Source organism: Chlorogloeopsis sp. ULAP02 (assembly GCF_038404745.2).
In the GTDB taxonomy this organism is placed as follows: domain Bacteria; phylum Cyanobacteriota; class Cyanobacteriia; order Cyanobacteriales; family Nostocaceae; genus Chlorogloeopsis.
On the sequence record NZ_JAYKTT020000078.1, the window covers coordinates 18,398 to 37,284 of the forward strand.

General features: G+C 40.9%; 20 protein-coding genes. 14 read left to right on the plus strand and 6 right to left on the minus strand.

Annotated elements, in window-relative coordinates; translation table 11 throughout:
- Positions 1-287: 287 nt before the first annotated feature.
- The 3 genes from U2718_RS27705 to U2718_RS27715 all read right to left on the minus strand — a co-directional run bounded on the left by U2718_RS27705 (position 288) and on the right by U2718_RS27715 (position 5,012).
- Positions 288-1,241 (minus strand): iron-siderophore ABC transporter substrate-binding protein, encoded by a 954-nt coding sequence (locus U2718_RS27705; RefSeq protein WP_341997903.1) that lies wholly within the window; start codon positions 1,239-1,241, stop codon positions 288-290.
- Between the two features lie 13 nt (positions 1,242-1,254).
- On the minus strand, positions 1,255-3,876 hold the full coding sequence (locus tag U2718_RS27710; RefSeq protein WP_411813379.1) for a TonB-dependent siderophore receptor: 2,622 nt from the start codon (positions 3,874-3,876) through the stop codon (positions 1,255-1,257).
- A 131-nt stretch (positions 3,877-4,007) separates the two neighbouring features.
- Positions 4,008-5,012 (minus strand): AraC family transcriptional regulator, encoded by a 1,005-nt coding sequence (locus U2718_RS27715; RefSeq protein WP_341997907.1) that lies wholly within the window; start codon positions 5,010-5,012, stop codon positions 4,008-4,010.
- A 198-nt stretch (positions 5,013-5,210) separates the two neighbouring features.
- Between U2718_RS27715 and U2718_RS27720 the strand changes: the two genes are divergently transcribed.
- Entirely contained in the window at positions 5,211-5,720 is a 510-nt protein-coding gene (locus U2718_RS27720) for a MarR family transcriptional regulator (RefSeq protein WP_341997909.1), read from the plus strand.
- A gap of 249 nt (positions 5,721-5,969) precedes the next feature.
- Complete coding sequence (locus tag U2718_RS27725) at positions 5,970-6,509, plus strand: hypothetical protein (RefSeq protein ID WP_341997911.1); 540 nt, start codon at positions 5,970-5,972, stop codon at positions 6,507-6,509.
- An 85-nt stretch (positions 6,510-6,594) separates the two neighbouring features.
- Here U2718_RS27725 and U2718_RS27730 read toward each other — a convergent pair whose 3' ends face one another.
- Positions 6,595-6,972, minus strand: a complete 378-nt coding sequence (locus tag U2718_RS27730) for a hypothetical protein (RefSeq protein ID WP_341997913.1) — start codon at positions 6,970-6,972, stop codon at positions 6,595-6,597.
- Between the two features lie 515 nt (positions 6,973-7,487).
- Here U2718_RS27730 and U2718_RS27735 point away from each other — a divergent pair.
- From U2718_RS27735 to U2718_RS27745, 3 genes are all read left to right on the plus strand, one after another.
- A complete protein-coding gene (locus U2718_RS27735) occupies positions 7,488-7,913 on the plus strand; it encodes a hypothetical protein (RefSeq protein WP_341997915.1) in 426 nt (141 codons plus the stop codon).
- A gap of 310 nt (positions 7,914-8,223) precedes the next feature.
- Positions 8,224-8,466 carry a helix-turn-helix domain-containing protein gene (locus tag U2718_RS27740; protein WP_341997917.1) on the plus strand — a complete coding sequence of 81 codons (243 nt, stop codon included), beginning with the start codon at positions 8,224-8,226 and terminating at the stop codon, positions 8,464-8,466.
- A 50-nt stretch (positions 8,467-8,516) separates the two neighbouring features.
- Positions 8,517-9,503 carry a site-specific DNA-methyltransferase gene (locus tag U2718_RS27745; protein ID WP_341997919.1) on the plus strand — a complete coding sequence of 329 codons (987 nt, stop codon included), beginning with the start codon at positions 8,517-8,519 and terminating at the stop codon, positions 9,501-9,503.
- A 19-nt stretch (positions 9,504-9,522) separates the two neighbouring features.
- Here U2718_RS27745 and U2718_RS27750 read toward each other — a convergent pair whose 3' ends face one another.
- The gene (locus tag U2718_RS27750; RefSeq protein ID WP_341997921.1) at positions 9,523-10,116 is read right to left on the minus strand and encodes a restriction endonuclease; all 594 of its coding nucleotides are present in this window, start codon (positions 10,114-10,116) and stop codon (positions 9,523-9,525) included.
- A 167-nt stretch (positions 10,117-10,283) separates the two neighbouring features.
- On the opposite strand from U2718_RS27750, the gene U2718_RS27755 reads away from it, so the two are divergent.
- A complete protein-coding gene (locus U2718_RS27755; RefSeq protein ID WP_341997923.1) occupies positions 10,284-10,487 on the plus strand; it encodes a hypothetical protein in 204 nt (67 codons plus the stop codon).
- A 67-nt stretch (positions 10,488-10,554) separates the two neighbouring features.
- Here the strand turns inward: U2718_RS27755 and U2718_RS27760 are convergent, their stop codons facing one another.
- Complete coding sequence (locus tag U2718_RS27760; RefSeq protein ID WP_341997925.1) at positions 10,555-13,299, minus strand: DUF3536 domain-containing protein; 2,745 nt, start codon at positions 13,297-13,299, stop codon at positions 10,555-10,557.
- 565 nt (positions 13,300-13,864) lie between these two features.
- On the opposite strand from U2718_RS27760, the gene cax reads away from it, so the two are divergent.
- The 8 genes from cax to U2718_RS27800 all read left to right on the plus strand — a co-directional run bounded on the left by cax (position 13,865) and on the right by U2718_RS27800 (position 18,880).
- Positions 13,865-14,956 (plus strand): calcium/proton exchanger, encoded by a 1,092-nt coding sequence (gene cax / locus U2718_RS27765; RefSeq protein ID WP_341998105.1) that lies wholly within the window; start codon positions 13,865-13,867, stop codon positions 14,954-14,956.
- 380 nt (positions 14,957-15,336) lie between these two features.
- Positions 15,337-15,777, plus strand: a complete 441-nt coding sequence (cynS, locus tag U2718_RS27770; protein ID WP_341997927.1) for a cyanase — start codon at positions 15,337-15,339, stop codon at positions 15,775-15,777.
- A 187-nt stretch (positions 15,778-15,964) separates the two neighbouring features.
- Positions 15,965-16,180, plus strand: coding sequence for a hypothetical protein (locus U2718_RS27775; RefSeq protein WP_341997929.1), 216 nt, complete (start codon positions 15,965-15,967; stop codon positions 16,178-16,180).
- Positions 16,168-16,587 (plus strand): type II toxin-antitoxin system VapC family toxin, encoded by a 420-nt coding sequence (locus U2718_RS27780; protein ID WP_341997930.1) that lies wholly within the window; start codon positions 16,168-16,170, stop codon positions 16,585-16,587. Before U2718_RS27775 ends, U2718_RS27780 begins: the two co-directional genes overlap by 13 nt.
- Positions 16,588-16,878: 291 nt before the next feature.
- Positions 16,879-16,959 (plus strand): DUF6887 family protein, encoded by an 81-nt coding sequence (locus tag U2718_RS27785; RefSeq protein ID WP_411813380.1) that lies wholly within the window; start codon positions 16,879-16,881, stop codon positions 16,957-16,959.
- A gap of 288 nt (positions 16,960-17,247) precedes the next feature.
- Complete coding sequence (locus U2718_RS27790; RefSeq protein WP_411813377.1) at positions 17,248-17,946, plus strand: histidine phosphatase family protein; 699 nt, start codon at positions 17,248-17,250, stop codon at positions 17,944-17,946.
- A gap of 33 nt (positions 17,947-17,979) precedes the next feature.
- Positions 17,980-18,159 carry a hypothetical protein gene (locus U2718_RS27795; protein ID WP_341997934.1) on the plus strand — a complete coding sequence of 60 codons (180 nt, stop codon included), beginning with the start codon at positions 17,980-17,982 and terminating at the stop codon, positions 18,157-18,159.
- A 136-nt stretch (positions 18,160-18,295) separates the two neighbouring features.
- Entirely contained in the window at positions 18,296-18,880 is a 585-nt protein-coding gene (locus U2718_RS27800; protein WP_341997936.1) for a hypothetical protein, read from the plus strand.
- Positions 18,881-18,887: the final 7 nt, after the last annotated feature.

An 18,887-nucleotide genomic window follows, 5' to 3' on the forward strand; every position in this document is an offset into this window, starting at 1 on the left:
AGTTCTGACATTGATACGAGTTTGGTAATAAATGCTAAAGTTGCATGAATGCGATCGCTTCTGAGATAACTTTGCTTATTGTGCCCATAATTTGGAGACGTATACCCTGCCTTTGGTAAGCTACCGTGTATACACAAGTCTATTTTTCTCATCACCATGCTCTGTATGGTGATGAAAATTGGAAGGCTCTGCCTGAAAAGGAGGCGGAGCCTCAATGATGGTTTCCCAGGCTCCAGCCTGGGAAAGAGAAAAATTTTGCCTAACCACTTATATGTTCAGATATAGTTTTAGTGTGTGTTGACCAGATATTTGAAAAGGTCGTCAATTACTGCATCAGTTCCAAGCATATTTGACGCAGCCCATGACATAAAATCAACATAATAAACGTGATTTTCCTGTACAGCTTTCAGGGTTTTCCAAAGAGGCTCTTGTTGTTTTTTTTCAAGGAATTCCTTGCCAATTTTGGAAAAAGTTGTCACAAATAAAATATCGCCATCTGCTTTTTTTAATTCCTCTAGGGAAATAGGGAAAGCTCCATAGGGCGCGTCAACATTTTGTGAGGCTGGACGTTGTAAATGAACATCACTGATAATTGAGCCAGCATAAGAGTTTTTGGCATCAATGTTTATTTGGTTGCGCCCGATATATATAAAAGATATTTTTTTGTCTTGATAGCGATTACCTAATGCTTGTTTTAGTTCTTCTATGCGCTGATAATAGTGTTGCCAAAGTGCTTTTTCAGTTTCTTGCTTTCCTAATACTTCAGCCACAAAACTCAGGTGCTTTTCCCAGGTGGAGTAATCAAGCTCACCTAAGACAGTAGGAGCAATTTTGGATAATAAAGGATAAATTGGTTTGAACCAATCTACACCAATAATTAAATCTGGTTTAAGTAGTAATGTTGCTTCTAAATTCGGTTGAGAAATACCGATGAGTTTTATTCCCTCTGTTTTTTCTTGAAGGTATGTCAAAGAGTTGTTTTCTATCTGAACTTCGTTGGTAGTACCGATGGGTTTAACACCAAGTGCCAATACATTGCCTAAAGTAGCTAAAGATAAAGTGACAACACGCTGAGGGTTAATAGGAACACAAGTTTTCCCCATTGTATGTTTAACCATGCGACATTGTGCGGCTGGTAATCTAGAGGGAGAGGATATATTTTGGGATGTGTGATGACTATAGGCTGTAACTAAAGTAAATCCGAAAATACCCAATATTAGCCAACGCAAAAAATATTGCATGATTTCTCAATTATTAAAACTGCCAGGAAACTGTTCCTAAAACCGTAAAAGGTTGCCCATAGTTAACACGAGTAGCACTAGATCCATTTTCAAAATAGCTTATGTCAAATAGGTTTCTAAAGTTGAGTCCTACTCTAAATCTATCTCGGTTATAGAAAATAGCTGCATCAGTCCGAAGATAGCTAGGTATATCATAAGTATTGTCCAAATCTCCAGCGCGATCGCCGACAAAAAACAAACCTAAACCAAAGCCTAAACCTTGTAATTCACCCATTTGAATTTCGTAGGTTGTCCATAAGTTAAAAGAATGATATGGGGTATTGGGCAATTGGTTTCCAACTTCAAAAGTATTATCTTCAGTAATGCGGGCATCGGTATAGGCGTAGCCTGCAAAAATATTCCATCCTGGCAAAATTTGACCCGTCAAACTCAGTTCAATACCTTGGCTATTTTGCTCACCAGTTTGGATTTGAAACCCTGGATTATCCGGATCTTCTGTTAAGACATTAGTACGAGTTAAATTATAGAATGCCAGTGTTGCTGAAAGGCGATCGCTTAAATCTGCTTTCACCCCAACCTCATACTGTCTACCGCGTTCTGGCTCAATGTTATTGTCCAGACTGCCGCCAAAAAGAAATACACCGCTGCCAGGAGTAAATGAACTGACATAGCTGGCATACAGCGAAATAGCAGGGATAGGTTGATAAACAATTCCAAACCGAGGGCTAAATGCACTATCAGACAAGTTGCTTTCTGTGTTAGCAGAGAAATCTTCCGATTTTTGATCAAAAGCATCAAATCTCACACCCAGTAGCACCTTGAAGTTATCTGTCAATGAAATTTGATCTTGCAAATAAATTCCTAATGAGTTGGTGAGTGTTGTGTTAATAAATTCATCACCAAGCTCACCTGGTAATTGACCGTAAACAGGATTGAAGATATCAAGTGGTGCAGCCGTAGCACTTCTAAAACTTGGCACTTTGTTCTCATAACTATTCAAATCAACCCCAAATAGTAGTTGATGCCCAATTGAACCAGTAGAAAACTTGCCAACAACATTTGTACTTAGATTATAAGACGTGCTTTCAAAGTCGAATTCTCGGTAGGAACGATTCAGGGTACGGCTATCTGCTTGCAATGCTCCGGGAAGCGTTCTTTTGTCACTGTAATCACGAAAATTGTAGAGAAAAGCACTACGTAATGACCAATTATCGCTAAATTTGTGTTCTAGTTGGTATCCCAGCCTTGTCAATGATGCGTTTATTTCATCGGATGGTTCACCAACGTTGCGATGACGGGGAATTTTACCATTGGGGTTAGATAGTACAGAGCCAACGACGGGTACGAAAGGTGTGAATCCAGAATCTCTTGTATAGATATAGTCTCCGTCTAAAGTCAAGTTAGTTCTTTCACTGATCGCCACACTGACGACAGGTGATATATTGAAGTGTTCACTATTGTAGAAATCAATAAAACTACCTGAATTTCTGTAGGCTGTATTGAAGCGATACAATACAGTTTTTGAGTCATTTAACGGCCCTGATAAGTCAATTGCGCCTCTGTAGAAACTATAATTACCAACAGTTGCATCAATAGCATAAAAAGGTTCACTCAAAGGACGTTTAGTAATTATGTTGATGCTTCCGCCTGGATTACCTAAGCCAAATAGCACGGATGCTGGGCCTTTGAGAACTTCAACTCGTTCAACACTGGAAAGTTCAACAGATTCTCCAGCCCCCGCGTCAACTTGTCCATTTCTGAGCAAGTTATTATTCAATGCCTCAAATCCACGAATTCTATAGGTAAGGGAAGGGCCAGAGTTAAAATCTTGAGTGACACCGGGAACGTTTCTCAGGGCATCATCTAAGCGGTTAATTTGTTGATCGCGCAGTACTTGTTGTGGTACTACCTGAATCGATTGGGGAACATCACGCAAAGGTGTATCAGTTCTTGTTCCCGTTGTTGACTCTTGTACGTTATACCCATCTTGTTCTCCTGTCACCACTAACTCAATTGGCTCATCTTCCTGGGCTATTGTTTCCTCTGGTTGTGGTGTTTCTTGCTGTTCTGGTGGCTGCATTGCTGTTGCAGCAGAAGTAATCTCAAAAACCAGCCCTACCTTGTCATCAAATAACTCAACCGTTGGCAAAGCTTTCTCACCTACCACCTTTACGCGAACAGTATTTACATCAGTATTTGTAACTGCTATTTCAGTAATTCCCGTAAGTGGTTTTTCGGAACGAAATGTGAAAGCATCACCCGATGGTAAACGCAACTGTGCGTTAGGAATATCAGCAATAAAATTATTACCAGTACTGCGATTTATGACTTGCAGTTGTTGCCCTTGATCTGTTTCTAAAATTACCTCCACACCCTTGTCGGTAGGATTGGCTTTTACTCCTGTGATTTGGATGATTGCTGGGGTAGTTGTCTGTTGAGCAAACAGATCTACCACACGCTTAGAAACCTTCTCTAAATCTCCCACCCGACGGATGGGAATTTGCTTTTGTTGTAATCGTGCTGGTGTGGCAACAGTTGACGGCTCCGCGCGTTGGCATTCTCCGCTGCAGGCATCGATTGTAACCACACTGGCATTCTCTGCCCATACCGCTTGCACACCTAGAAGACAAAACATACTTGTTAGAAAAAGCGATCGCTGCCACAAATTCAACACTGCTCACACCAAAGTTGATATTAATTGTCAACAAACATACTTAATTTCTTGGTGTGATTTGAAGACTTTTTTATCACTAGAGGGATTTTTTTTTATCGCTGGAAGGATTTTTTCTGCTGCATTTGATATTGCTTTGGACAAAGACCAAATTTTTTCTTAAAGGCTGTGGCAAAGTAGCTATGGCTAACAAACCCAACAATGTTAGCAATTTCTGACACTTTCAAATCTCCAGTTTCTAGGAGTTCACGGGCTTGTTCTAGGCGATAGTGATGTAAATAATTAAAAGCGGTTGTGCCAAATACCTGACGAAATCCTTGTTTAAGCAAATAATCGTTTAAACCCACTGCCCTTGACAGTTCCATAAAAGAAGGCGGATTATTCAATCGTTTTAGCAAAATATCTCTGGCATGGTAAATTCTTTCTACTACATCTGGCTTCAAAGTGTGTAGGTGGTTATTACCATCCTTTATTTCTATCTCCTGTGCAACCAACAACCCCATTAATTCTAAAGCTTTACCCTCCAAATACAGGCGCTTGGCAATTCCCTGATAAGGACACTGAATAATTTGCTTTGCAACAGTTCGCATTGCAGGTGTTGCAGTTCCACAGCGGCAGTAATATGTTTGATGAGATTGCCGAATCCACGGTTGCAGTGCCTGGGGTAATTGTCCTTCTGGATTGGCAGCAAAAGAATATAGTAATTTAGGCTGCATATAGATACTTATCTCCAGAAAGGAGTTTTGATCTGAACAATAACTGGTTTGCTTTGGATCTAGTCCACTCCCTAAGAAACTATATTCACCCCCGCTAACAGTTCTGTATTTATCATGATGCTCCCCAGAAAAATGAAAGTGATACTCTAACAACTCATGTTCCTGTTCTGGCTGTATGATGATCATGCGAGTGCGCATTTGTACATTTCCAATGATCAACTCCAACCCTTGACGCAACTCGATTCTTCGCCAGTAACCTTGTCCCAGCCGTCGCGGATATTTGTATACTACGTCCAACTCATCATTTGGATCTGGGTGTTGGGAAGGTTCCACCATCTCATGAAATAGTTCATCAAAAGCTTGCTGGGAAAGGGTGATTGTCATAGCGATCGCTTGAGAGAGATCAAAAGTTTAACTCTTAATAAGAAATCATCTCATTAAAATTAGTTGGTTTGGGCATTGGCGAAGCCTCTGGGGAGGAGAATCGCTTCTGTGGTTTATGACTTTGCCAAGAGTTGCCCTTGTCTATTAATCTTTTAAGTTAACTTATAGTTAGTCAGCTAATTAAAATGATTCAAGACTGTGGTTACGTTACGCCCCTTTGTCAATCGTCAAGCTTTAGAACAACTTACCAATATTTTTCCAGAGTTAGATCTAGCTTCTGTAGAAAGTTGTCTAGCTTTTCTCTCTACTACTATTGATGTTTACACAGCTTTAGATGTTCACTTTGCTCGCTATGGTCTTTCGATGGGAAAATTTACTTTACTAATGCAGTTGTTTATCACTGACGAAAAAGGGTTAACACCATCCGAATGTGCAGAACGTGCAGGTGTAACAAGAGCTACGATCACAGGACTTTTAGATGGATTAGAACGAGATGGATTAGTTCAACGTCAGCCTTACCCAGATGATCGGCGGATGTTGAGCGTACAGTTAACAGACAAAGGACGGCAATTACTCTCCCAAATGTTACCAGATCACTTTTGCCGTACCACTGGTTTAATGGCGAATCTGACTGACAAAGAGAAAAAGACGCTGATTGAACTATTAGGGAAGTTAAAGTCTGGAACTCCTGCAATGCTTGAACCGTAACTAGTAGAAGGCAGAAAGAAGGCAGAAGGCAGTAGACGCAAAGCGGCTTCTGTAAGTAGGTAAGAAAGTTTCTCATACGTTATGGTGAGGCAGTGCGCCCTTGCAGGTTCCCCGACTTGTAGACGCCCGGTAGACGCGGAGCGGCTACTTAAATTAGCTTATTTATTGCCAAAGAGTCTGGCTTATTGTAATTTTAATTAGTTGCCTAACTATAAGCCAACTAATTACAACTAGCAAAATAAAATCACTATGAAAAAGCTAAGTGTCAAGCAGAAAAACTGGTTGCTGTCCTTTCATGTTGCCTTTGGAGGGATTTGGTTTGGAACAGCTTTATGTATGATTGCGATCGCTTTGAGCAACCGCAACACTCTCAACGGAGATGAGTTGTATGCGATCAACTCAGTTTTAAAACTGCTAGATGACTTTGTGATTATCCCTGCTGCTAATCTGGCATTATTAACAGGTGGGCTGCTCTGCTGGTTGACAATTTGGGGGTTTTTCAAACACTACTGGGTAATTGTGAAGTGGGTGGCGACTGTAACACTCATTATTTTTGGTACATTGTGGTTGGGGCCGTGGACAAATGCAATGACTGCTATTTCAAAAGCACAAAGGTTACAAGCATTGCAAAATCCATTATATGTGTTTGACCAAAAAGCAATACTTGTGGGTGCAGTCATTCAGACATCCTGTCTTTTAGCTATCATTGCTATTTCAGTGATCAAGCCCTGGGGTAGACGAAACGTAAAAAAAGAAGAGCAAAAACAAGCAATTGCCCCTAGTAGTTAGATGGACATAATTAAACTTAAAACTTCTGCCTTCTATTTAATTAGGAGCAGGATAGTTTTCTTCCTACTCCTACCTAAAAGAAGAATCAAAACCAACCACAGTCTGTTCTAGTGTATGGCTTGTACACATTAGGAACGATTTGTTTTTGCCCAGCAAATTCCCTTCCGTAAAACCCATCATCAAAACCACGGGCAAATTCACCTCCGGCAGTACGGGGTTTATAAGCCTTTCCTTGTTTAGCTCTCTGACTTCCTTGACGGTAACCATCAGCGTAGGCTTGAGGATGATAGGCAGGATCTTCATCAACAAACCATTGAGTAACTGGATAGCAGGATCTCAATGGATATAGAGGATATGGGCGATAATAATCGTAACGTCGATGAGCTTGGGCTGGTTGGTTGCCCAGAAGTAATCCGGTAGTAGTAGCTAAAGCCACAACACTAGCCATAATAATTTTTTTCATAAAATTAGCCTCCAGAGTTCCTCAACTCCAGATGCTTTTAAGATATCGTTCAGAAAATATAAACGACATCACCTGAAAGGGTGAGCGATCGCTTCCGTTGGCATAGCTCAACAGAAATCATAGCGATTGCCTGCGAAAATTATGAAAATAACGATGAGTTTCAGGATTAGCTTTTTACAGCAAATTTCATTTATTTGAACCATAATTTTTTGTAGGGGCGGGTTTAGGAGATATCCTTTCGTTTTGATACTAAGTTGCAACTTGGAGGTAGTATTTCTCCCCTACCCCCTGCCCCCCTGCCTGCCAAAACTAATATGTTTGAACGCAACTCGGTATGAGCTAGAGATTGAAACAAAACCCGCTCTTACAGTATTGTCTGGTCTATTCATCTGAAAATAGCTCTAACTACAACCCTGTCCAGAAAATAGTCTACCCTAGTTAGGGAAAATGATTGTAGGGGGTTGATATGAATACAACTCCCAAAACCCTCCGCAAAAGTCGTAGGAGATAATACCGTGAGTAGTCTGGGCAAAAAAAGATTAGAAGTTGCTTTAGCGATTGCCACTTGCGCGATCGGTAGTGGTGGTGCTTCAGCTGCGCCAACCCCTGGGATTGAAGTTCCAAAACAGGTAGTTTTAACAGCCTCTGATATTGCCATGTACACTTCGATCTGGAAAATCTATTTTCAAGAAGATTTATCAGACAAGAATGTCATGGAAATGCTAGCAGAGTTAGGTTTAGTAACAGCAGCAGCAGCAGGTACAGCCTATGTCGTTTCTAAAGTTAGCACAGCTGTATTATGTGAAATTACGGACTGGCTTGGGCCAATGGGATGGGTAGCTGGAGCAGCGATCGCAGGTTCTCTAACTGGTTTATTTGGAGCAGCTTGGGCAGTATATTGCGATTATCTTTTCTGTCAAAAACAGCCTCAACCTGTTTAAGGGTACGTTAAAACAGTATCGATACGGGTACAAAAATCTTATGGCCGGATTGGGATAATACAATCAGTTGTAAATGGCGAACTGAACTGTATAGCTGTTCGCCATGCTCTTTGAGCTCATTGTCAGAGTTAAGTGAGGGCAAATAACCTTTGCAAGCTCACCAAGTTCGTTTGTCAATCTGCTCCAAGTCAGTCTTAGTTTATTGGCGTATGCTTTTTGTTGTGCTGATCTTGCAGGACTTGAGTTAGGCTTGAGGGTGCAATATAGGGAAAACTGATTTTTGGGATCAAAGCAACCTTCAGCTTATCTTATGACAGACTCCAGTTCAAATGACAATCCTGAACTACTCTCTGTAGCCCAAACTGCAAAGCTACTTAGTGTAACCCGTCAGCGAGTTCACGACTTAATTAAGAATGGTCAGATTATAGCTCGCAAACTTGGGCGCTACTACTATATAGAAGCAGCTGAAGTAGAGAGATATAAAACACAGCCTACTGGAAAACCCTATCAACCACGTAGTACAACTTCTCCAAAAAACTCTATTGACAATTGACAATAGACTACGTAGACTCAAGCTATAATAATGTACTAAAGGTTAAATAAATGCTCCCTTTTCAACTGATTGCAACTGATGTTGCAACTCAACAAGGATTGCAACAGGTTTATATAAGTGAGTATGGCATCCTCTATCAGGGAGACTGTCTTAAACTTCTGTCAGCACTGCCCGATGAGTCTGTAGATCTCGTATTTGCCGATCCACCCTTTAATCTTGGTAAAGAATATGGTGAAGGTGTAAGTGATCGGATGGAGGCAGATAAATACCTAATTTGGTCGCAAAAATGGCTTGATCAGAGCATTCGAGTACTTAAACCCGGTGGTAGTTTATTTGTATTCAACTTGCCTAAATGGTGCATAGAGTATGGTGCATACCTCAATCGCCAGGGAATGTGGTTCCGGCACTGGATTGCTTGCAGAATGCCGAAAGCTTTCCCAAGAGGCAAGAAGATGTCTCCTGCTCACTACGGATTACTCTATTACACCAAAGGAGAACCAGCAATCTTCAACAAAGTCTACACACCTATTCAAGTTTGTCGGCATTGCGGTGGAGAAATTCGTGATTATGGGGGGCATCGAAAAAAACTTAATGAAAAGGGTATTAACTTAATGGATGTTTGGGATGCACCAGAAGACGTTTGGGAGGATGCTCCTGAAGCTGATTCTACTGACGTTTTATGGACATTGACAGAAGAAATGTGGACTGATATTCCACCAGTTCGTCATCGCCAGCACAAAAAACGAGTTCCTAATGAACTTGCTCCCATTATGTTAGAGCGGGTGATTGCAATGGCATCGAATCCAGAGCAGATTGTGGTTGATCCATTCGGAGGATCTGGCACTACATTTTATGCGGCAGAAAAGCTACATCGTTACTGGATTGGTTCAGAAATTGGGGATACAGATCCAGCAGTAGAACGATTGACTAATCTGGCTAACGGAATTACAGAACAGTGGGAATCAGCGAGGGGAAGCAAGAGATTAAAGCAGCGAAAAATAACTACATCACAACTTCAACTTCCTTTCTCTACGTAGCTATTCGCACAAAACCACTTTAGATCAGCGCACGACCGTCTGTTCCTTTAGTAATCGTTGGTACATTATTATTTATTTGATCGTGCTCAATTACAAAGATTGCAAGAAAACCCTCTCTAATTCTGACTGCTCGCCAAACATCAAAATATGGCTCTAACTCTTCATAGTTACCGATTCGATCCGTCAGGTAAGGGTAAAGTTTTCTGCTTGGAAGTACCAAGGCACTACCCAAAAAAACACCACGTAGTAACCCAAGAACCATTTTATTGATTGCTCGATGACTTGAAGAGATATTACCAGTTTCCCATTCAAGGGCGAAAAGATAGTTGTCAACGACTTTTGTCGCATCCACTTTTCCTGGTGATTTTGTTGCATAGTTAATTGGGGTTTCGAGCCTCCATCCAAATCTATCTTTTAACGCAATCATGCAAGCTTCTTTAATTGGTTTAACACCATTACCATGCTTTGTTGGATTGATTGTAAAGCTCGATGTACCAGGAGGATGCACGATTAGAGAGATAGCATCACGGATTTCAGCGCGAATGATAGCCCAATCGTTTGATTCCTCAAAATTCCCAATGCTAATTAAAGAAACTTCTTGAACAATCTTCATAGTGCCTACTCACTAGACTTTTGATACGCAAGAGTAGTGCAGTTTTTCTGATTTGCTCAGAGAGTTAAGCTTAGTTTCTACATTGCCCTACAAACAACTTAAAACAATATAGCTAAAAATTATACTAATAATAGGAGCAAAAACCGAAAGGCAAACAAAGATTAGAAGTGGCTTTAGTGATCGCTACTGGGGCTTTTGGTAGTGGTGCCGCTTCAGAAGTGTCGCTCATTTATACTGAATTTCTACAAACCCATACACATCCCCTTTGTTTTCAGTGTGCTAATGATTGGAAGGAAAATTCTTTACGGGTTGGGTGGGGTTGCGATCCCCATCCATACCTAGTCTGTGTCTCCAGTTCAATGACAATTTGATATAAATCTCCGGCTACTCCTATCGAAAGGCTGACGCCTGTGGGCGTCAGCCCAATTTCAGAAAATATCAGCCCAACTGATTCAAATAACAATCAACATCAACGCCTAACTTCTGCCCGAACTTTAACATTTGACGGCATCTAGTTAAATCCTCATTTTTGCCAATTTCCAAGTTGTACTGGGATGGAATTTGATTTTGCAGACAATTCCAATAAAGTTCTTGAGAGCGAGCTAAGGAGATACCGATATTTAGCTGATACGCTACATCTATCAATCTTTCCAACCGCAACAAATCTGCATCAAAGGTACCGTTAGCATCGTATAACAGTTGCCAAAGCAATCGCAAAATGATCTGCTCTAACATCTGCTTGCCTTGGAGATTATTTAACCGACAACGCAAATGTTTCGCCTCGTTTGCGATCGCCTCTAATTCCACTATGTAATTCATGCTCAATTGCAGTTCGGTTAGCTCTTGCTCTAGCGATCGCAATGTTGTCATACAGCGATAACCCAAGGCAATTTCTGCTGCTACCTGCAACTCTTGCGGTGCTTCTAGCCCATCCCGGTGGAACGCCATCAACACACCATAATTGTCTCGATATGTTTGTGTGTAAAGTTGATCTAAACGGGACAGAGTTTCCTGACTGAGCAGTTGCATCAGGCGGTAACGTTCCTCAGCAAAAAGATTTTCTAAGCCAAATGCTTGATCCCCAAATAACTGCATCATGACTGCAATCGTGCGAGCCGCGCTAGCTTGTTGCATTGACGCTAACAGTTTTTCTTTGAGTTGACTGTAAGCACGCCTTCCCTGGAACGGTTGAATGCAACAGTGAAAATCCCACCCACCTAAATGTAGAACTGCAAACACTAAATGTTCACTTTCCCAAGTAATTTCTGACACTAACTTTAAATGACCTATAGCCATTGTTAGTGATCCCAAGCGTTGTAGCTGGTAATCTTGCTCATGAAGATTGTAGCAATAGACGCGCTTTTGATAGAGGTGGTGTTTTGCAGCACTATTTTTCGTGGACGCTCCATTGCGGATTTCGGCTTTATGATTGTTAAACAATGAAGCGATCGCATAGTGGGCTGCAACTTGCTTGAAGGTAATCTGTGAAGTCATCACTAGTTGGCGATATACTTCGCCACCATGTTTGAACAGATCAACATTACTGGGGGCAAGAGTAAGGCGCTTGAGAAAACCTTTTTCTAATTGCACTCCTGCCACATCTCCTGCTAGCTCTAAAGCACGAGCTGCATAACGTAGAATCTGTGTTCCTTCTGGGCGTGAGATTTCTTCAAAAAACCAGCCGCAACTAGTGAACATCAGTAACGCGTGACGCTGCATTTCCAATAAACGTAAAGCATCTACTCGTTCTGCATCCGATAATTTGTGGTTTTGATGGCGACAGAGGAAACGGTGAACATTGGCAGGGGAGCGATCGCGAATTACTTCTATATATTCATCTCTTGCTTGCCAGGGATCGTTAAAAAACAGTTTGCCATGTTCTTCATATACTTCTATGAGTTGATCCCGCAGCCAATTTAAAGTATTTCTTAACGGACGACGCCATAGTTGATGCCACTCGCCGCCGCCACCGCAACCACAGTTATCTTGCCATCTATCAACACCGTGGGCGCAACTCCAAGCAGTAACTGGCTTTAATTCCACCTCCCAAGTGGGAGGATTTAAGCTGAGATAGTGGGCAAAGTTAGTGACTTCCCAGCCTTGACGGGGAAACTCTTCTATAAAAGCGTAAGCTAAAGTTTTTTCGGTTCCTCCCTTATGGTGTCCAAAGGTTTCTCCATCTGTCGCCACAGAAATTAATTGGGCGGGACGATGATCCCCACGTACTGCTGCACCAACCCGCCCCATTAAGTGATGGGAATTGAATAAGACGTCGCTAAATCCCATGTCGCGCGAGATCGGGCCATCATAGAAGAATATATCAATGTAAGGCAGAGATTCGGGATCGCTGGATGCGCACATCCCATCATTTTCCGCGTCTTCCTCTCTGGGAGACAAAGAAACTCCACTCAACGGTGAAGATGCTGTGCTGAGTGTAGGTTTGAGATAGCAACGATAAGGACGTGTGGGATCAATTTGACTACCACCAACTTCGTGCCATTCTGGATGAGGATTTTCATGGGTAGGTAGAAGACGGCAGCGCTGGGCTTGCGAAGGAGCTAGAACAATAAAGCGAATGCCTTCTTTGACTAAAGCTTCTAGAGTTGGGTAGTCTACAGCAGTTTCCGCCAACCACATTCCTTCGGGATCACGTCCAAATCGGGTTCGGAAGTCTGCTTTGCCCCAGCGAATCTGCGTGTATTTGTCACGCTCGTTAGCAAGAGGCATGATGATGTGGTTGTATACTTGCGCGATCGCATTGCCATGTCCATTCAAGCGATCGCAACTTTTGCGATCTGCCTCCAAGATTCGCTGATAAACTTCGACATCGTGGCGTTCTAGCCATGACATCAGTGTTGGCCCAATATTAAAGCTCAAATACTCGTAATTATTTACGATCCCCAGTACTTCTCCTCGGTCATTTAACACTCTAGCAAAGGCATTAGGGCGATAGCACTCGTAGTGAATTCGCTCATTCCAGTCATGAAAGGGTGCTGCTCCTCCTTGGCGCTCAATCGCATCCAAATAAGGATTTTCCCGTGGTGGCTGGTAAAAATGACCGTGGACAGTGACGTAAACACCCGTAGCCAGTTTCCTGTTTTCAGGCATTTTCGTGGGTTTAATATTTTCTTGCGATGTCAAATTTGTGCCAGCACTAGCTGGCAGTTCAGCAGCAGAAGTCATGTAGTGTTATCCAAAATCAAGAATACTTGCAGTTGTGCCGACAAAGAACGATCCATCTACCTTTTATAGCGGCATCCTACAAATGTTAGCTTAGATAAAATCTATAAGGACAGATGCAATTTGGAAAAAAAGCTATCTGAGTATTGGAGATAGTCTAGATTAACAAGCAGCCTTTTTCCCCGAAACTAGGCAGGAACAAGCCATTGAAAAAGTCCATAATTGAATGAGTTTTTCATTGGCAGTGCTACAAAATTTAATTGTCTTTTAATATATTAAGCATATTTGATGGTGTAACGTCTCCGGAAAATTAAAAACTTTTATAACAAAAAGTTACAAATGCTCAGTAAAAAGCAACCTAATTTTATAAACCTTGCTGTCAATACTGAAATAAGAAAAATTTTGAATGACTAAACCCCTATTTAAGAGTATTCTGGAGTCTGCAATCAGACTCACCTATTGAATTTTTGAAATTCTGCGTTAAGGTTGTCCATAGTTAACAGCCAACAGCTTTGGGCTTTTGGTTGTAGGTACATCTGTGACTGATACCCTCAAATTGAAATGGCAAATGTCAGGTAAAAATCTTCTCTTTTTAATTTTGTTACTGTTTATCCCCATTTCCTTGGCGGCTCACTTTTTAGAATGGGGAGATTTAATAGTTTTCATCACAGCTGGGTTAGCAATTCTACCCTTGGCAGCCTGGATGGGTACAGCCACAGAAGAAATAGCTGTAGTAGTTGGCCCTACACTAGGGGGATTCTTAAATGCTACCTTTGGTAATGCAACAGAATTAATTATTGCTCTCATTGCTTTAAAAGCTGGATATGTGAATGTAGTCAAAGCAAGTATTACCGGTTCGATTATAGGTAACTTACTACTAGTAATGGGACTATCGATGCTGTTGGGGGGACTGCGTTACAAAGAACAGACATTTCAGCCGATTGTGGCACGAATGAATGCTGCTGCAATGAATTTGGCTGTGGTTGCTATTTTGTTGCCAACAGCAATGGATTTTACTTCGCCAGGAATTGATGAAAAAACACTGCAAAATTTGTCCTTAGCAGTGGCTGTAGTATTAATTCTCGTCTATGCTTTGACTCTGCTGTTTTCTATGAAAACCCATTCTTATCTTTACGAAGTGGGAGTAGCAGAAACACAGGCTCTAGAAACTTCTCATGAAAAACCCAATGTTTTGTTATGGGTTGGGGTATTGTTAGTATGTACGCTTCTTGTGGCATTCGAGTCAGAATTACTCGTAGATTCTTTGGAAGTTGCCACCTCCCAACTCGGTTTGACAGCATTATTTACTGGGGTGATCCTTGTGCCGATCATTGGTAATGCTGCTGAACACACCACTGCCGTCACCGTAGCAATGAAAGATAAGATGGATCTTTCTCTTTCGGTTGCAGTGGGATCGAGTATGCAGATTGCCTTATTTGTCGCACCTGTGTTAGTGATTGCGGGGCGATTGCTCGGACAACCGATGGATTTGGATTTCAACCCCTTTGAATTAGTAGCTGTGGCTGTCTCGGTTTTGATTGCCAACACCATTAGTTCTGATGGCAAATCAAACTGGCTAGAAGGTACTTTATTGTTAGCTGCCTACACAGTTTTGGGATTTGCTTTTTACTTCCATCCAGTGGTTGATGGCATGGGATAGCAGAAATTAACTAGAAAGTGCTGTAGACGCCCTATGGGCGTCTTTGCGTATATAGAGTGTACTACTGCAAAGATTTTGACAGCCCCGACATCGTTGATGAACTTAATAACTTGAGTTGCAGGATGACATTGTGTCCGCTTAAAGACTTATCATTAAGGTTGACGCGGGGACACGGAGACAAAAAGACGCGGAGAAATTTTAATCGTAATTGATTAGCCGAACTTGATATGATACTAAGATTTGACAGTGGTTATGAGCCTGCCTTTAAATTTTAATGCTGCCGCTGGAGAGAACTTGCATTACACCACAACGAACCAGTAAACTTCTTGCAAAGGTTAGTCAGTTGCTTTCATTACAACTATCACTTTCTGAGGTTTTCAATGTCTATTACCGAAATCACTCCAAAGCTTTTAGCATCTAAAAAAGAAAAAGGACTTTCTTTTGCTGATTTAGAAAAGATTTTAGGACGTGATGAGGTATGGATTGCAGCTGTCATCTACCGTCAAGCAAGCGCTTCACCCGAAGAGGCAAAGTTACTAGTTGAAGCATTAGGGCTAGATGCAAGTTATATTGAGGAGTTGACTGAATATCCTATCAAAGGATTAGGCCCGGTTGTGCCAACCGATCCCCTCATCTATCGATTTTATGAAATTATGCAAGTATATGGAATGCCTTTGAAAGCGGTAATTCACGAAAAATTTGGCGATGGGATCATGAGTGCAATTGATTTTACTTTGGATGTAGAAAAAGAAGAAGATCCAAAAGGCGATCGCGTCAAAGTTATTATGTCTGGCAAATTTTTACCATACAAAAAGTGGTAAAGTTCTAAATTTACTTGTCACACTATAGTGATGGGATTATATGCCAGTTTTCCTACACGAGAAGCTACGAAGATTGCATTATTTGGCATTTGTCGAGGTTGCTTGTCGATGAGAGTACATTTGAAAATAAACTGATGAAGCTAGAAGTAATATGGCATGATTGGCAGTAGAGACGCTATGAAGCATCATGGCTACTTATCAAGAAATCCGCCGCCAAATTGAGAATTTGACACCAGACGAGCAACTCCGCCTGTTGGAGGAGTTAGCTGCGATCGTGCGTCGCCGTGTAACTTCAAAACCCAAACGAAGCATTATGGAACTGGAAGGATTAGGAAAGGAAATTTGGCAGGGCATTGATGCCCAAGAGTATGTCAATCAGGAACGAGCTTCATGGAATGGTTAATCCCCTTACAGGGACAAATAATTGGCTTGGATACCGCCCCACTTATCTACTTTGTTGAACAGAATTTGACATATTTGGAGATGGTTCGTGGCTTTTTTCAAGGTGTAAATCAAGGTGATTTTCAAATTGTTACATCTGTATTGACACTAACAGAGGTACTAGTACACCCACTGAGATTGGGGAATATCGAAGTAGCTCGGCAGTATCGTGATATTCTTTTCAACCAAGATAATCTAATCACTCTGCCTGTTTCTCCTGCAATAGCTGAACTCGCTGCCCAACTTAGAGCAACACAAAGCTTGCAAACTCCAGACGCAATCCAGATTGCGACAGCTATTCAGGGTGGTTGTGCATTCTTTTTAACCAATGATGCTCGTCTACCTGCTATTCCAAAAGTGGAGATATAAGTGCTAGATGAACTGAGTAATTAGCAGTGCGATCGCACATCGTTAGTAGTATGTAAATTAACTTCTGATACGCTAAATTTGCCATCATTTCAGGAATTGAAGCTTGCCCACACAAAAACAGTCATTCCTTTGTCAGTTACTTTCCAATCTGTATCAGTCTATTCAAGTTTTCAGCTTTTGACCATAGCGGAAAACGCTCTATATTCAGGCTGGTACGAATGATGAAATTGCAGTCATAATTGATCCAGATAGAAATTGGAACTTTGTTCTATGATTCAGGACTTAAACCAGATGACTAATACTGAGTTAAAGTGGTTTCTTTCAGAACATAGAAATGACGATGAAGCATTTCGGGCAGCATGCAAGTTTTGATGAGTCGTCGCGATCCCGCTACACAGCAACCTTATCCTTTCGATCTTGAGAATCCAGAGAATGAGGTAGAAACTCTGCTTAGAGAAAAACTTCATCACACTGAGTAAACAAGAGCAATGGAATGATAAACTAAACTGCGATCACCTCAATCCCTCTAGTTCAAAATATATAAATCATCTTTTTTTTCACATCCTTTATACACCTCGGCGAAGACTATATGTCAAAGAGTTTTGTAACCATGCAGCGAATCTAGGAAACGCAATGTTGATTAACATCAACTAAATGCCTATGTGCTTGGCAGACAGCGACAACACTCTCAACCATGAAGGTTGTATGACTTGCTTGAATTGGAAGATGTACAACCATCTAGGAAGTATACACAATTCCTCCAATACTCTATATATTCTTCGGCATGGACACAGTGAAGCTAACGAGCAAAGATTAATTGTCAGTGATATTAAGAATGGCATCACAAATTATGGCCTTTCAGCAAAAGGTATTCAAGAAATTAAAGATAGTATTTACCGATTAATTACAGCTACCCATACTGAAAGTGAATATATCATCTATAGCTCTCCTTTTCTGAGAACAGTTCAAACTTCATCGTTAGTTGCAGAAATTGTCTTAGCTAAAGAAATTTATTACGATAGTCGTTTGCGAGAACGTTTTTTTGGTGAATGGGAACTCACAGAAAACATTAATTACCAAAAAGTTTGGCTAGAAGACTACCAGAATCCGTGTCATAAAAAGTGGTGGGTTGAAAGCACCTATGAAGTTTTAGAACGTGCAACATCTGCGGTGAGAGAAATTGATAGTCTATACAAAGGGAAGCAAATTATTTTTGTCACCCACGGTGATGTGGCTCAAATTCTCATATGTGGATACTTAAATCAGAACCCTCAGAGTCACAGACAACTTAGTTCGATAGAAACCGGGGAGTTGAAAGTATTACACCAATCAATCAACAAGACAAAAAGTGAGTGTTAAATATTATTTTGACTTTTTTGATGAGAAATTACAGTGATCGCTTATATTAAACAATCCAGAGGCGGCAGCCCACAAACCTTCGTCAAAGCCTCGTTAACGAGAAATAGGTATTGCTATTATCAATTAGCGATCGCGGGTTGTATTGCTGCCTTAAAGGAAGATGGCTTGCCTGTGCTAGAGGAGAAATTTGAAACATTCCTGGTAGTCGTGTGAGTAAGCTGCCTAGTTTTTCAGGAACCTAAATCACTCGCCTAGTGTCAGGGTAATTGATGAGTGTTCCTAACACTTGTTGTTTATCTTTGCAAGCAATGTTATCAGTTTAATAATAGATTTCTTGGACGGTAGCTAAATGGCATCAAAGGATGAGCTGCAAAATACTTTAAAAGAAAAATACGGTATTAATAAGAATATTAGCCAGTCACTCGCAAAGGCAGAATGTGAAAGGTTGCTTGATGTTCTCAAGAATGAACCTAGTACAGTAAAGCTTATTGAATCTTTTGCTCAGAAAAATTCTAATTTAGGACGCAATAACGCACATTTCTCAAGGATGCATAGCCAGGCAGAGAAGAATTTAGAATCTTTAAAAAAAGAGCATCAGGATTTAGAGAAATCTATCAAAAATTTAGAAGAATCTAAAAAAGAACTAGAAAACAAGAAAAAAATACTAGAAAATAAAAGGATTAAACTGGAAGCTGACATCAAAAGCTTGTCATCCGAAAATAATTCTTTAGCTTCTAAAGTCCAAAATTTAACTTCTCAAAATGATGAATTAATTGATGCAAATGAGCAGCTTAAAAAAGATAATAAAGACTTGAAAAATATAGTCGATCAAATTAGGCTAAGACTGGCAAGAGATACGAAATTGCTCCTTCAATATGAAGAAAGTGAAATTAAAAAAGTGCTAATTAGATTGTTCAGTTGGACACTGGGTTAAGGAGCTA

Bases quoted from the DNA above. Each gene is read 5' to 3' on its own strand.
- U2718_RS27705 (WP_341997903.1), bottom strand. From the start codon at position 1,241: ATGCAATATTTTTTGCGTTGGCTAATATTGGGTATTTTCGGATTTACT.
- U2718_RS27710 (WP_411813379.1), bottom strand. From the start codon at position 3,876: ATGTTTTGTCTTCTAGGTGTGCAAGCGGTATGGGCAGAGAATGCCAGT.
- U2718_RS27715 (WP_341997907.1), bottom strand. From the start codon at position 5,012: ATGACAATCACCCTTTCCCAGCAAGCTTTTGATGAACTATTTCATGAG.
- U2718_RS27725 (WP_341997911.1), top strand. From the start codon at position 5,970: ATGAAAAAGCTAAGTGTCAAGCAGAAAAACTGGTTGCTGTCCTTTCAT.
- U2718_RS27730 (WP_341997913.1), bottom strand. From the start codon at position 6,972: ATGAAAAAAATTATTATGGCTAGTGTTGTGGCTTTAGCTACTACTACC.
- U2718_RS27740 (WP_341997917.1), top strand. From the start codon at position 8,224: ATGACAGACTCCAGTTCAAATGACAATCCTGAACTACTCTCTGTAGCC.
- U2718_RS27745 (WP_341997919.1), top strand. From the start codon at position 8,517: ATGCTCCCTTTTCAACTGATTGCAACTGATGTTGCAACTCAACAAGGA.
- U2718_RS27750 (WP_341997921.1), bottom strand. From the start codon at position 10,116: ATGAAGATTGTTCAAGAAGTTTCTTTAATTAGCATTGGGAATTTTGAG.
- U2718_RS27760 (WP_341997925.1), bottom strand. From the start codon at position 13,299: ATGACTTCTGCTGCTGAACTGCCAGCTAGTGCTGGCACAAATTTGACA.
- cax (WP_341998105.1), top strand. From the start codon at position 13,865: ATGTCAGGTAAAAATCTTCTCTTTTTAATTTTGTTACTGTTTATCCCC.
- cynS (WP_341997927.1), top strand. From the start codon at position 15,337: ATGTCTATTACCGAAATCACTCCAAAGCTTTTAGCATCTAAAAAAGAA.
- U2718_RS27775 (WP_341997929.1), top strand. From the start codon at position 15,965: ATGGCTACTTATCAAGAAATCCGCCGCCAAATTGAGAATTTGACACCA.
- U2718_RS27780 (WP_341997930.1), top strand. From the start codon at position 16,168: ATGGAATGGTTAATCCCCTTACAGGGACAAATAATTGGCTTGGATACC.
- U2718_RS27785 (WP_411813380.1), top strand. From the start codon at position 16,879: ATGACTAATACTGAGTTAAAGTGGTTTCTTTCAGAACATAGAAATGAC.
- U2718_RS27790 (WP_411813377.1), top strand. From the start codon at position 17,248: ATGTGCTTGGCAGACAGCGACAACACTCTCAACCATGAAGGTTGTATG.
- U2718_RS27800 (WP_341997936.1), top strand. From the start codon at position 18,296: ATGGCATCAAAGGATGAGCTGCAAAATACTTTAAAAGAAAAATACGGT.